The following is a 13,216-nucleotide window of genomic DNA, read 5'->3' on the forward strand; positions in this document are numbered from 1 at the left end:
CGAGGATGGCCGCCCGTCGTGCCCGCTTCGAAGGGAATCCACGTGCCCCGCTCCGTGTCGCTGATCCGCTCCTCCTCGCTGTCCGATGTCGCCGAGTACGCCTACGCGGCCACGGCCCCCGCCGAAGCACGGTTGATCTTCCTCGCGGGTGCCTGTCCGCTGAACGAGGACGGCTCCACGGCGGCCGTCGGTGATTACGCCGGTCAGGCGGCCAAGGCGCTGGAGAACATGCGGACGGCGCTCGCCGAGTCCGGTGCCACGCTGGACGACGTCATCAGCACCCGCGTCCTCGTCGCGTCCACGCGCCAGGAGGATCTGGTGACCGCGTGGGAGGTCGTGCGGGACGCGTTCGGCGACCACGACGTCCCCAGCACATTGATGGGGGTCACGGTGCTCGGGTACTACGACCAGCTCGTGGAGATCGAGGGCGTCGCGGCGGTACTGGACTCCTGACGGGGGCGGGCCGGTCGCGGGTGGCCGCTCGGGCCGGTTCCATGGGTGGCGGCCACGCCACTAGAGTGCGTCCATGCCCGGTGAAATGCTGCCAGACCGCCGCGAACTGCGTGCGTCGCACGAGGAACGCGATCAGGTCGTGGAGCGGCTGACCGTCGCCGCCGGTGACGGCAGGCTGACCGCGGACGAGCTGGACGAACGGCTCGGAGTCGCCCTGACCGCCCGTACCCACGGTGAGCTGGCGGCCCTGCTCGCCGACCTGCCGGACACCGGCCCCGCGTGGGCCGCGGGGGTGGCGTCCGCCACCCCGAAGGACATGTCGCGGATCGTCGTCGACAGCGCGAGCGCGAAGCGGGACGGCGACTGGGTGGTCCCGAGGCGTCTGGAGATCGAGTCGAGGAGCGGTTCCGTCGTTCTCGACTTCACCCAGGCCGTCGTCGCGGCGCCCACCCTGGAGATCGAGGTCGCGGTGCGCAGCGGTTCGGTGACGCTGCTGGTGCCGCCGGACGTCGTCGCCGGCGTCGACGACGTGGCCGTACGCGGCGGCAGCGTGCGCCATCAGGCGCGGCCCGAACCCGCGGCACCGGTCAGGCTGCGCATCCAGATGACGGGCGAGGTGCACAACGGCAGCCTCACCATACGGCCGCCCAGGCCGCCCCGCCGCGGCTTCTGGCAGTGGCTGCTGCGGCGCCCGCGCCCCGTGGCGGCGCTCCCTCGCTGACCGGGACCCTGTGGGACGTACGGATCATGGTCCGATCCCGGGGCTATGGTCGGCCCGAGCGTTCGCTGCGCGAGGAGGACCGGTCATGGAAGCCGCCGATGTGAACACCCCTGCCGACGACGGCCCGCCAGGACGGGTGGGCTACCGGCGCTCGGCCGGGTCGCCGCGCGGCGAGGCCCGGCGGCGGGAACTCCTCGCCCTGGTCACCGACGACCTCGCGGTCAACGGGCTCGTGGACTTCTCGCTCCGGCGTGCGGCGCGGGCGGCCGGCACCACGCACAAGGTGCTCCTGTACCACTTCGACGGGGCCGACGACCTGCTCACGCAGGCGATCGTCCAGTTGCGTGAGCGGCGCATCGCGAGGGCGCTGGCAGCCGCCACCGAGGGCCACGACCGCAGGACGCTCGCGGACTGGGTGCGCGCGGTCTGGCCGATCCTCGTGGGGGAGGAGGCGCGCGTACTCGACCAGGCCATCGGGCTGGCGATGTACGACCCCGACCGCCATGCGGCGCTGGGCCGTGAGGCGTCGCAGCAGTATCTGCCCACGCTGCTGTCCGTGTGCCCCGACCAGTGGTCCGACCGCCGCAAACTCGAGGTCGCCGAGATGGTCCTCGCCACGCTCCGGGGCTTTCTGGTGGACGCGCGCACCAGTGGTGACGCCGAGGGTGTCGCCGCCGGGTTCGAGGCGCTGGCCCGCGCGCTGGAGCGGGAGGAGGCCGCGGGGGAGTGACCGCGTTCGGAATCCGGACCCCATGACCGGACCCCATGACCGGACCCCATGACCGGACTTCATGACCGGACCCCGTGGCCGGGGTCCGTGGACAGTTTGCGAACCACATGGTTCACTTTTTGTGAGGGTGCTTCTCGTCCACTCGGATCCATGTGGGTCCACTCGGAGGCCGGTCATGCGGATGTCCATGGAGCGGGAGAAAGTCCGTTTCCCCAGCGGCGGCACCGACTGCGCCGCGTGGCACTACCCGGGGACCAATGGCGCGTGCGTGGTCATGGCGCCGGGCGGCGGGGTGACCGAGGAGCCGGGCACCGACCCGTTCGCCGCGCGCTTCCACGCCGCCGGCTTCAGCGTCCTGGCCTTCGACTACCGGCGCCTCGGCGAAAGCGGGGGCGCGCCGCGCCAGATCCTGAACATCAAGGAGCAACTCGCCGACTGGCGGGCCGCGATCGAGTGCGCCGCTACCCTGCCGGAGGTCGACCCCGCCCGGGTCGCGGCCTGGGGGTTCTCGGCGTCGGGTGGTCACGTCTTCGAAGTCGCGGCGCGCGCACCGCAGTTGGCGGCGGCGATCGCGCAGACACCGCTGGCCGACGGTCTGGCGGCGTCGCGCAAGGCGATGACGTATCAGACGCCGTGGGGCATGCTGCGGCTCACCGTCAGGGGCCTGATCGACGCTGCCGGTGGCCTGTTCGGCCGTAAGCCCTTGCTGATGGCGCTCGCCGGTCCGCCCGGGACGGTGGCGATGCTCACCACGCCCGACGGCAACGACGGGGACCGGGCGCTCAATCCCGGGAACCGCTACCCGGAGTGGCAGCAGGAGGTCGCCGCCCGCTCGGCGCTGATCCTCAGCTTCTACCGGCCGGGCCGCCAGGTGTCCAAGGCGCAGTGTCCGCTGCTGATCGTCGTGTGCGACGAGGACCGGTCCGCCCTGCCGGGGCCGGCTGTCGACGCGGCACGGCGGGCACCGCAGGCCGAGGTGGTTCACCTGCCAGGAGGCCACTACGCGCCCTTCATGGAGGCACACGAACCAGCCGTCGAGGCTGAACTCGCTTTTCTACGGCGCCACTTGTCGGATGAGGCGCCCGCCGGCCATGCGCCCGCCGGCCATGCGCCCGCCGGTCTTGCTGCCGCCGCGACCGCCGATCCCGCGGCTCGGAGCCGGTCATGAGGGAGATCGAGCTGTCCGCAGGGACCATCGAGTACGAGGAAACAGGCGCCGCCGGTCCCACGGTCGTCTTTCTGCACGGCTTGATGATGGACGCCTCGCTCTGGGACGGGCCGATCGCGGAACTGGCCCGCGAACACCGGTGCGTGGCGCCGACTCTGCCCCTGGGTGCACACCGCCGCGCGATGCGCGACGATGCCGACCTGTCGCTGCCCGGGGTCGCCCGGCTCGTGACCGAGTTCCTCGACCGTCTGGACCTGCGCGACGTCACCCTCGTCGGCAACGACACCGGCGGAGCGCTCGTCCAACTGGTCGTCTCCGAGGGCGCCGCCGACCGTGTGGGGCGCGTGGTGCTCGTCTCGTGCGAGACGTTCGACAACCTGCCACCCGGGCTGACCGGCAGGACGCTCGCTCTCGCGGGGAAACTGTCGCCGCGGATGTTCGGGCTGTTCATGCAGCAGATGCGGCTCGGCGCCGTGCGGCGGTCGCCCGTCGCGTTCGGGTGGCTGACCAAACGGGGTGGCGCCACGACAGGCCGGTGGATGAGGCCGGTCATCACGCGGCCGGAGATCCGCCGCGACGCCGTACGGATGCTGCGCGCTGTCTTCGCCGACCGGCGCGTCCTGCTCGGGGCGGCGGAGCGCCTGCCGGAATTCGACCGCCCCGCGCTCGTCGTCTGGGCCCGCGAGGACCGCGTGATGCCGCCCGCCCACGGCCGGCGCCTCGCCGAACTGTTCCCGCACGGACAGCTGGTCGAGATCGGGGACACCTACACCCTCATCCCCTTGGACCGGTCGGCCGAACTTGCTTCAGTCGTAAGGGAGTTCATGCGCGTACCCGATCCGGATCCCCGCCAGTGACTCGCGACCTCGTCCAGCGGGCGGCCGTCCGCTTGCCATGATCGGCGCGCGGACCCGAGGATGACGCCATGCCCGCCTTCACCGCACCCGACGGAACCCGGCTCGCCTACCACGTAGTGGGGGAAGGCGAGCCCTTGATCTGCCTGCCCGGCGGGCCCATGCGTGCCTCCGCCTACCTCGGCGACCTGGGCGGGCTGGCGAAGAGGCGCCGGCTGGTGCTGCTCGATCTGCGCGGCACCGGCGACTCCGACGTCCCGGCGGACCCGTCCACGTACCGCTGCGACCGGCAGGTCGACGACGTCGAAGCGCTCCGCGTCCAACTCGGCCTGGGGAGCGTCGATCTGCTCGCGCACTCGGCGGCCGGGGACCTCGCCCTGCTCTACGCGGCCAGGTACCCCGAGCGCGTCCGCACCCTCACGATGGTCACCGCCCGCGCACGGGCCCTCGGTGTCGAGTTCACCACGGAGCATCGGTTCGAGGCGGCCGCCCTGCGCACGGCCGAACCGTGGTTCGCTGCCGCGCGCGACGCGTTCGGACGGGTGTGGGACGGCACCGCGACCGACGACGACTTCGACGCGGCGGTCCCGTTCTTCTACGGGCGCTGGGACGCGGCCTCCGAGGCGCACGCCGCCGGAGAGGTCGAGCAGACCAACGAGGAGGCGGCTGACGCCTACGCGTCCGCCGGAGCCTTCGACCCCGACGCGGCCCGTGCCGCCCTCGCCGGCTGGGACGCGCGGGTCCTGGTCCTGGCGGGCGAGCGGGACGGTGGCCCGCTGCCCCGGGTCGCCGCCGCTGTCGCGGAGCTGCTGCCGCACGCCGAACTGGTCGTCCAGGAAGGCGCGGGCCACTTCCCGTGGGTCGACGACCCGCATCGCTTCACACAGACGGTGGTCTCGTTCCTGGGGTAGTCGATGTCATGTTCGACATGCCCGACGTGCCAGGATCGTTCCATGATCTATCGCTGGGCGACCGAGGCCGATGCCCCCGCCACGGCCGCGCTCTTCGCCGCCAACCACCGCGACAGCCTGACGCAAGAGCAGCGGGACGAACAGGGCTTCGTACAAGGGGGCTTCGACGCCGCCACACTCCGCGTCATGGCCGCCGCCGGGACCCTGCTGGTCGCCGACGACGAGGGACAGGTCGCGGGTCTCCTCGCGCTCTCCGGCCCCGACGACCTGGCCGCACCGCCGCCACCGGTCGTGGGCCTGCTCGCGGCGCAGGACTCGCTGCGCTGGGACGGCCGTCCGCTCAGCGAGGTGCGCTGGCTGCTCTACGGGCCCGTGGTCGTCGACGCGGCCTACCGGGGGCGTGGCGTGGCACGTGGCCTGTTCACCATGGCCGTCGAGGCGGCCTCGGCGCGGGCCGACGCGGTGGTCGCGTTCATCGAGTCGACGAACCGGCCCTCCTGGCGGGTCCACGTGGACGGGTTCGGCATGACACCCCTGGGTGAGTACGTGGTGGACGGCCGTGCCTACAGCGCCGTCGCGGCGGCGGCTCGACGGCCGGGTGTCGCCTGAGGGAACAGGTTCCTGAGGGGACAGGCTCACGACTGCATGGCAGAGGGCGTCGGCGGTGTCGTGGCCAGGATCAGCGGGACGCCGTCGCAGGGCAGCAGGCGCAGCCCGTCGTGGTCCGTGCCCTGCGCCGGTCCGGCCAGTGCCGCCGCGAAGTCGGGGCCCTTGGTGAGAGAGCCGACGAGGTGGTGGGGGTCCGTGGAGGCGGCGACGCGGCCGCGCGCGTTCACCAGGCGGGCGGGCCCGGCAAGGCGCTGGAGCAGCGGCATGACGACGGACTCGAAACGCCGCAGGTAGACGTCGGCGGCGGCCACCCCCATGAAGCGGCCCCTGACCGTCACCGGCGCGGAGAGCGTGAGGCTGTACTCGTCGGAGCAGAGGTAGTCGACGTAGGGGCCCGCGACGGCCCGCTGTCCGGTGTCGCGGGGCAGCGTGAACCAGTCCCAGTGGGTGTAGTCCGAGTACGCGGAGCGCTGCGGGTCCAGGTCGAGCAGCAGTGGCTGCACGGATCCGTCGGCGGTCCGCTGCCACCACTCCAGCCATGCGGGTACGCCGTCGAGGAGGCCGGGCGCCGCGACGAAGCCGATCCCCGAGACCAGGTCGTAGCGGTCGAGCCGGTTGTGCAGCCCGGGGCGGAGTGCGGTCAGGTCGTCCGTGGCCGGCCGACGGCCCTCGGTGGCGACGGAGGAGAGTACCGACTCGATGTCCGCGGCGGTGGCGCCGACGGCGTCGAAGACCCCTTCGAGCGCGTCGCGGACGCGGGCGGCCGCGTCGACTGCCGGCAGATCGTCAAGCAGCGCCGATCCGGCGTGTGCGGGACGGGGGTTGCTGCCCATCGGGGGCCTCCTTCGGACGGGGACCGCTCGCGCCGCCGGCCGGGCCGAGGCGGAGTTCGATCAGGCGCGCCATGGAGGTCTGCACACACTGTTCGGCCAGGGCCCTGGCACGCTCGTCCGCCCCATCATGCACGGCCGAGATCACGGCGCGGTGACGGTCCGCGGCGTCCGCGAGCAGTCCGTCGTCGTGCAGCACCAGCCGTAGCAGCGCCCCGACTTCGGTCTGCAGAGTGACTTCTTCCCTGGTCAGACGGGCCGACTGGGCGGCGGCTGCCAGCTCGACATGGAAGCGACCGTAGACGCGGCTGCGCGTTCCCGAGTCCTTGGCGTCCATCAACTCTCCCAAAGACCTCTGCAGTTGCCGCAGATCGGCGGGCTCCGTTCGGCGGGCCGCGAGGCGGGCGGCGGCACCGGAGACGGCGGCCCAGTGGTCGGCGAGATCGCGCAGTTCCTCGGTGCTCCAGTCGGCGAGGCGGGCCAGGAGCCGGTCCTCGGCGGGGCCGTCGGGGACGGTGACGAAGCTGCCCCCGCCGCGGCCCCTGCGGGTCGTGACCAGGCCGCGCTGCCGCAGCGCCATGAGGGCCTCGCGCAGGGTCACCGTGGAGACGCCGAGCTGGGCGGCGAGGTCGCTCTCGCCGGGCAGCTGCTCTCCGTCGGCGAGCAGCCCGAGGTCGATGGCGTCACCGAGCCGCCGCACCACGGCGTCCACGCGGGCGAGCGTGTCGACGGGTGTGAAGACGGCTCTTCGGACGCCGGTTTTGTCTCGGTTCACGGTCACCACCTTGCCACTTGACGCAGCCTTTACCTTAGCGGGGCCTTGAAATTAGAACTATGGCTTCATATGTTTACCGGCAACTCCCGACAGCACCAGAAAGGTTCCCGCCCATGGAGGGAATGGCCGTCCGCCTGCAGAACCTGCGCAAGTCCTTCGGCAGGACGGAGGCCGTGGCCGGGGTCGACCTGGAGATCGCGGACGGTGAGTTCTTCTCGATGCTGGGGCCGTCCGGCTCGGGCAAGACCACCGTGCTCCGGATGATCGCGGGCTTCGAGGCCCCGAGCGCCGGGACCATCGAGCTCGCGGGCGCCGACGTCACCCGCCGGGCCCCCTTCGAGCGCGACGTGCACACCGTCTTCCAGGACTACGCCCTGTTCCCGCACATGACCCTGGAGCAGAACGTCGCCTACAGCCTCAAGGTCCGCAAGGTGCCCAAGGCCGAGCGCCGCGAGCGGGCCAGGCAGGCCCTGGCGAGCGTGCAGCTCGAAGGCTTCGGCGGGCGCCGGCCCTCCCAGCTGTCCGGCGGCCAGCGTCAGCGCGTGGCCCTGGCCCGCGCCCTCGTCGGCCGCCCGAAGGTGTTGCTCCTCGACGAGCCGCTGGGCGCCCTCGACCTCAAGCTCCGCGAGCAGATGCAGGTCGAACTCAAGGCGATCCAGCGCGAGATCGGCATCACCTTCGTCTTCGTCACGCACGACCAGGAGGAGGCGCTGACGATGAGCGACCGCATCGCGGTCTTCAACCAGGGCCGCGTCGAACAGGTCGGCACCCCGGCCCAGATATACGAGCGTCCCGCCACCCCCTTCGTCGCGGGGTTCGTCGGCACCTCGAACCTGCTCTCCGGCGACGCGGCGGAGCAGGTCGTGGGGGACCGGGCGACGTACAGCATCCGCCCGGAGAAGATCCACGTGCTCAAGGAATCGGCCGCCGCCGAGCCGGAACACGCGAGCGCGACCGGCACCGTAGCGGAGGTCGTCTATCTGGGGGACGCGACCCGGTTCCTCGTCGACCTCGACGCCGGAGGCCGGCTCACCGCCCTCCAGCAGAACCTGGAGACCTCGTCCGAGGACGTGGCCGCCCTGCGCGGCTCCCGGGTCAGACTGCAGTGGCACCGGCGGCACAACTTCCAGGTTCCTGACCCCGGTTGGCCATCTGCCGCACTCGCTCCTGGCAAGCACGTATCGCCGTAGACCCCGCACGATCGTTACCGCCTGCCCGCCCGTCCCCTCACCGTGGAGATCCCCGTGCGACTGACCCGAACGTCCCGAGCGGTGGCCGCGCTCGGCGCCCTGCTTCTCGCCTCCGCCTGCGGTTCCTCGGACACCGCCGGATCCTCGCCCGGCGGCGACTTCACCCCGCCGAAGCTCTCCGCGCAGAAGACCCTCGGCAGGACGGAGGGCCAGGTCAACCTGATCGCCTGGGCCGGATACGCCGAGGACGGCTCGAACGACCCGAAGGTGGACTGGGTCACCGACTTCGAGAAGCAGACCGGCTGCCAGGTCAACACCAAGACCGCGGGCACGTCCGACGAGATGGTCAACCTGATGAAGACCGGCCAGTACGACGCGGTGTCCGCGTCGGGCGACGCGTCGCTGCGGCTGATCGCCTCGGGTGACGCCGCCCCCGTCAACACCAAGCTGGTGCCCAACTACAAGGACGTCTTCGCCGGGCTGAAGAACCAGCAGTGGAACTCGGTCAAGGGTGTCGCCTACGGCATCCCGCACGGCCGTGGCGCCAACCTCCTGATGTACAACACCAAGAAGGTCTCCCCGGCGCCCGACTCCTGGTCCGCCGTCTTCGACAAGGCCTCGGCGCACAAGGGGAAGGTCACCGCGTACGACTCGCCGATCTACCTCGCGGACGCCGCCCTGTACCTGATGAAGTCCAAGCCGTCCCTCGGCATCAAGGACCCGTACGCCCTGGACCAGAAGCAGTTCGACGCGGCGGTCTCGCTGCTCAAGGCGCAGAACTCCAACGTCGGCGAATACTGGAGCGACTACCTCAAGGAGGTCTCCGCGTTCAAGAGCGGCGACTCCGTGATCGGCACCAGCTGGCAGGTGATCCTCAACACCGCCCAGGGGGAGAAGGTCCCCGTGAAGGGCGTCCTGCCCAAGGAGGGCGCCACCGGCTGGTCCGACACCTGGATGCTCTCCGCCAAGGCCAAGCACCCCAACTGCGCCTACAAGTGGATGGACTGGATCATCTCGCCGAAGGCCAACGCCCAGGTCGCCGAATACTTCGGTGAGGCGCCCGCCAACGCCAAGGCCTGCGACCAGACGGCCGACAAGAACCACTGCGCCACCTACCACGCGGCCGACGAGGCGTACTGGAAGAACGTCCACTTCTGGACCACGCCCATCGCCCAGTGCATCGACGGCCGCTCGGACACCAAGTGCGTCCCGTACGCCAAGTGGGTCCAGGCCTGGACCGAGATCAAGGGCTAGGACCTGCCGCCGATGACCGACACCGCGCCTGCCGCCGGACCCGTCCGGCGGCTCGCCGGGGCCCTGTACCGCCGCCCCCGGCTACAGCTGTCCCTGCTGCTCTCCGCACCACTGGCCTGGCTCGTCCTGGCCTATCTCGGCTCGCTCACCGTCCTGTTCCTGTCCGCGTTCTGGACCACGGACTCCTTCACGTCGAACGTCGTGAAGATCTGGAACACGGACAACTTCACCGCCCTGTTCGCCACCGACGTCTACCGGCAGGTCGCCCTGCGCAGCATCGGCGTCGCCCTCGCGGTCACCGCGCTGTGCGTGCTCATCGCGTTCCCGATCGCGTTCTACACGGCCCGTATCGCGAACCCTCGGTGGCGGCCGCTCCTCGTCGTCGCCATCCTCACCCCGCTGTGGGCGAGCTACCTCGTCAAGGCGTACGCCTGGCGGCTCATCCTCGCCCAAGGCGGCCTGCTGGACTGGGTGTTGGGGCCGCTCGGCATCAAGGGCCCCGGCTACGGCCTCACCGCCACCGTCCTCGTCCTGACCTACCTGTGGCTGCCGTACATGATCCTGCCGATCCACGCAGGACTCGAACAGCTCCCGGACAGCCTCCTCGACGCCTCCGCCGACCTCGGCGCGCGCACGGGCCGCACCTTCCGCTCCGTGGTCCTGCCGATGATCCTGCCGTCCGTCGCCGCCGGCTCGGTCTTCACCTTCTCGCTCAGCCTCGGCGACTACATCGCCGTACAGATCGTCGGCGGCAAGACCCAGCTGATCGGCAACCTCATCTACTCCAACATCACCCTCGACCTGCCGCTCGCCGCCGCGCTCGGCACCGTGCCCGTGGTGATCATCGTGCTCTACCTGCTCGCGGTACGCCGCACCGGAGCCCTCAGCAGCCTGTGACGCCCGGAGCCCTCCGGTTGCACCGAAGCCCCTGACGTCCCGCCCCGCCGCCCCTCCGGATCACGCACAGCGAAGGTCCCTCTCGATGAATCTCTCCCGCCCCGCGCGCATCACCCTGCGCATCGCCGCCGCGCTCGGCTTCGCGGTGATCTACGTCCCGCTGCTCCTGGTCCTCGTCAACTCCCTGAACCCGGACCGAAGTTCGGGCTGGCCGCCGCCCGGTCTCACCTTCGACTGGTGGGTCGACGCCTGGCACAGCTCCGGCGCCCGCGACGCGCTGTGGACCTCCGTCAAGGCGGGGCTCGGCGCGACCGCCATCGCCCTCGTCCTCGGCACGCTCATCGCCTTCGCCTGCCAGCGCTACAGGTTCTTCGGCCGCGACGCCATCTCCTTCGTCGTCGTCCTGCCGATCGCGCTGCCCGGAATCGTCACCGGCGTCGCGCTCAACACCGCGTTCCGCACGGTCCTCGAACCGCTCGGCGTCGGCCTCGGCCTGTTCACCGTCATCGTCGGCCACGCCACGTTCTGCATCGTGGTCGTCTTCAACAACGTCATCGCCCGGCTGCGGCGCATGCCGGGGTCGTACGAAGAGGCCGCCATGGACCTCGGGGCGCACAGCTTCCGCACGTTCGTCGACATCACGTTCCCGCTGGTGCGCTCCGCGCTGGTGGCGGGCGGACTGCTCGCCTTCGCCCTGTCCTTCGACGAGATCGTCGTGACGACCTTCACCGCCGGGCCCGGCATCCAGACACTCCCCGTCTGGATCTTCTCCAACATGGCCCGCCCGCAGCAGGCCCCCGTCGTCAACGTCGTCGCCGCCGTCCTCGTCCTGCTGTCCGTCATCCCGATCTACCTCGCCCAGCGCCTCTCCTCGGACACCGCGTCCGGCAGCCGGATCTGACCCGGGCATCGCGGGCTCCTGTTGCCTGCTTGGGAAGGCGCATCGCCCGGCCGTGGTGTTCGATTGCTGCGTGAGGCACAACAAGCCGCCGGACGATCCCCTCGCCGCGCTCCTGGACCGCGTCCGCATCCGGCTGCGCGACCTCACGGACGGCGAGCCGGCCTCGTACATCCCGGAGCTGAGCAGGGCCGACCCGGACCTGTTCGGGCTGAGCCTGTGCGCCCTCGACGGGCAGGTCTACAGCTGCGGCGACAGCGACGTGCCGTTCACCGTCCAGTCCGTCTCCAAGCCCTTCGTCTTCGCGCTCGCGCTCGCCGACCAGGGCCTCGAGGACGTCCTGGCGCGCGTGGGCGCCGAACCGAGCGGCGAGGGCTTCAGCTCGATCCGCCTCGAACCCGGCACCGGACGCCCGCCCAACCCGATGGTCAACGCCGGTGCCATCGTGACCAGTTCACTGGTGGCCGGGGCAAGCCCCGACGAGCGCTTCGCCCGCATCCTCACGGGCCTGGGAGCCTTCGCGGGCCGGGACCTGACCGTCGACGACGCCGTCTTCGCCTCCGAGCGCGCCACCGGCGACCGCAACCGCGCCCTCGCCTACCTCATGCACAACGCGGGATCGCTCACCGGCGATGTCGAGGAGCAGCTCGCGGTCTACTTCCGGCAGTGCTCCGTGCTCGTGACCTGCGACGACCTCGCCGTGATGCACGCGACCCTGGCCGGCGGCGGCACCAACCCGCTCACCGGCGAGCGGGTCGTCGCCTCCCGCCACGCCCAGCACGTCCTCGCCGTCATGGCCACCTGCGGGATGTACGACGCCTCGGGGCAGTGGATGCTGCGCGTGGGTCTCCCGGCGAAGAGCGGCGTCTCGGGCGGGATCGGGGTGGCGCTGCCCGGCCAGTTCGGCATCGGTGTGTTCAGCCCGCCCCTGGACGAGAAGGGCAACAGCGTCCGGGCCATCGCCGCCTGCCACCTCCTCTCGGAGCAGTTCGGACTGCACCTGATGCGCGCCACCGGCAGCAGCGGCCGTCCCCTCCCACCGCGCTCCCTCGACCCGGGCCCGCTGCGCTCGCTGCGCCATCGCCCCCGCGACCAGCGGGCCGCACTCGACGAACGGCCCGACCGCATCCGCGTCCACGTCCTCCAGGGCGACCTGGACTTCGCCACCGCCGAACAGACCCTGCGCGCGGCCCGCGACCTCCCGAAGGCCGCCCGCTGGTTCGTCCTGGACCTCGCGCGGGTCGGCCGCATCGAACCCGTCGCGGCCGACCTCCTGCGCGCCCTGGGCCATGACCTGCGCGAACGCGGGATCCGCATGGTGATCGCCGACCCTTCGACCCGCCCCGTGACGCACCCCAAGGACGAGTTCGCCGACCTGGGACGCGCCATCGAATCCTGCGAGGACGAACTCCTGACCGGCCTCGGCCTCGACCCCTGCGCACCGGTCCCCCTGACGGACAGCGACCTCTTCGGGAGGGCCGGCGAGCAGGCCGCGCAGGCCGTCTCGGACTGCTTCGGCACCATGTCCCTGACCGCCGGCCAGACAATCGAGCCACCCCGCGCGGAGCCCGTGGTCCTCTGGTACGTGGAGTCGGGGCGCCTGGCCGTGTGCGCCCAGACCTCGCGGCCCACACCCGCGGGCCGCACCTGGTCCGCCGGGCCGGGCGCGGCCCTCACCCCTGCGGACTTCCACGCCCGCCTCGGCGAACGCGTCATGGCGGAGGAGGACTCGGTGTGCCGCACCCTGACGGCGGCCGGACTGCTGAGGCTGCGCACGGCCGTGCCCGCGGCGGCCGCCTTCCTGGAGCGCAGCCCGCTCGACGGCGCGGAGACGGTGGACCGGCCCGAGGGGGCCTGAGGGCGACTGAGTGGAACGACGGTGCCGCTCGAAGCAGCCCCGCCGTCCCTCCGTCCCTTCCCCCTGCC

General features: G+C 71.6%; 14 protein-coding genes. 12 read left to right on the top strand and 2 right to left on the bottom strand.

The features are described from left to right. The first annotated feature begins 42 nt into the window (after positions 1 to 42). The 7 genes from ACIPWY_RS19740 to ACIPWY_RS19770 all read left to right on the top strand — a co-directional run bounded on the left by ACIPWY_RS19740 (position 43) and on the right by ACIPWY_RS19770 (position 5,446). Positions 43 to 453 carry a RidA family protein gene (locus ACIPWY_RS19740; RefSeq protein ID WP_393701173.1) on the top strand — a complete coding sequence of 137 codons (411 nt, stop codon included), beginning with the start codon at positions 43 to 45 and terminating at the stop codon, positions 451 to 453. 73 nt (positions 454 to 526) lie between these two features. Beyond that, positions 527 to 1,174, top strand: a complete 648-nt coding sequence (locus ACIPWY_RS19745; protein WP_362902938.1) for a DUF1707 domain-containing protein — start codon at positions 527 to 529, stop codon at positions 1,172 to 1,174. A gap of 85 nt (positions 1,175 to 1,259) precedes the next feature. Then, entirely contained in the window at positions 1,260 to 1,904 is a 645-nt protein-coding gene (locus tag ACIPWY_RS19750; protein ID WP_362902940.1) for a TetR/AcrR family transcriptional regulator, read from the top strand. Positions 1,905 to 2,079: 175 nt separating this feature from the next. Then, on the top strand, positions 2,080 to 3,072 hold the full coding sequence (locus tag ACIPWY_RS19755; protein WP_401534074.1) for an alpha/beta hydrolase: 993 nt from the start codon (positions 2,080 to 2,082) through the stop codon (positions 3,070 to 3,072). Continuing rightward, positions 3,069 to 3,929, top strand: a complete 861-nt coding sequence (locus ACIPWY_RS19760) for an alpha/beta fold hydrolase (protein ID WP_401534076.1) — start codon at positions 3,069 to 3,071, stop codon at positions 3,927 to 3,929. The genes ACIPWY_RS19755 and ACIPWY_RS19760 overlap by 4 nt, the downstream gene beginning before the upstream one ends. A gap of 68 nt (positions 3,930 to 3,997) precedes the next feature. After that, complete coding sequence (locus ACIPWY_RS19765) at positions 3,998 to 4,837, top strand: alpha/beta hydrolase (RefSeq protein ID WP_362902946.1); 840 nt, start codon at positions 3,998 to 4,000, stop codon at positions 4,835 to 4,837. Between the two features lie 42 nt (positions 4,838 to 4,879). Beyond that, positions 4,880 to 5,446 (top strand): GNAT family N-acetyltransferase, encoded by a 567-nt coding sequence (locus ACIPWY_RS19770; protein ID WP_362902948.1) that lies wholly within the window; start codon positions 4,880 to 4,882, stop codon positions 5,444 to 5,446. Between the two features lie 26 nt (positions 5,447 to 5,472). Here the strand turns inward: ACIPWY_RS19770 and ACIPWY_RS19775 are convergent, their stop codons facing one another. Next, on the bottom strand, positions 5,473 to 6,279 hold the full coding sequence (locus ACIPWY_RS19775) for a cache domain-containing protein (RefSeq protein WP_401534079.1): 807 nt from the start codon (positions 6,277 to 6,279) through the stop codon (positions 5,473 to 5,475). Further along, on the bottom strand, positions 6,233 to 7,051 hold the full coding sequence (locus tag ACIPWY_RS19780; RefSeq protein WP_383884063.1) for a FadR/GntR family transcriptional regulator: 819 nt from the start codon (positions 7,049 to 7,051) through the stop codon (positions 6,233 to 6,235). Before ACIPWY_RS19780 ends, ACIPWY_RS19775 begins: the two co-directional genes overlap by 47 nt. Before the next feature lie 113 nt (positions 7,052 to 7,164). Between ACIPWY_RS19780 and ACIPWY_RS19785 the strand changes: the two genes are divergently transcribed. The 5 genes from ACIPWY_RS19785 (at position 7,165) to glsA (ending at position 13,148) form a co-directional block, all read left to right on the top strand. Beyond that, a complete protein-coding gene (locus ACIPWY_RS19785) occupies positions 7,165 to 8,241 on the top strand; it encodes an ABC transporter ATP-binding protein (RefSeq protein ID WP_393700852.1) in 1,077 nt (358 codons plus the stop codon). Between the two features lie 54 nt (positions 8,242 to 8,295). After that, the gene (locus tag ACIPWY_RS19790; protein ID WP_393700854.1) at positions 8,296 to 9,495 is read left to right on the top strand and encodes an ABC transporter substrate-binding protein; all 1,200 of its coding nucleotides are present in this window, start codon (positions 8,296 to 8,298) and stop codon (positions 9,493 to 9,495) included. 12 nt (positions 9,496 to 9,507) lie between these two features. Then, positions 9,508 to 10,392: an ABC transporter permease gene (locus ACIPWY_RS19795; protein ID WP_401534082.1), complete on the top strand. Its 885-nt coding sequence runs from the start codon at positions 9,508 to 9,510 to the stop codon at positions 10,390 to 10,392. Between the two features lie 85 nt (positions 10,393 to 10,477). Continuing rightward, on the top strand, positions 10,478 to 11,293 hold the full coding sequence (locus tag ACIPWY_RS19800) for an ABC transporter permease (protein ID WP_401534084.1): 816 nt from the start codon (positions 10,478 to 10,480) through the stop codon (positions 11,291 to 11,293). A gap of 70 nt (positions 11,294 to 11,363) precedes the next feature. Further along, a complete protein-coding gene (gene glsA, locus ACIPWY_RS19805) occupies positions 11,364 to 13,148 on the top strand; it encodes a glutaminase A (protein WP_362902962.1) in 1,785 nt (594 codons plus the stop codon). The last annotated feature ends 68 nt before the right edge of the window (positions 13,149 to 13,216 follow it).

Source organism: Streptomyces sp. NPDC090032, from assembly GCF_044748025.1.
GTDB lineage: Bacteria > Actinomycetota > Actinomycetes > Streptomycetales > Streptomycetaceae > Streptomyces.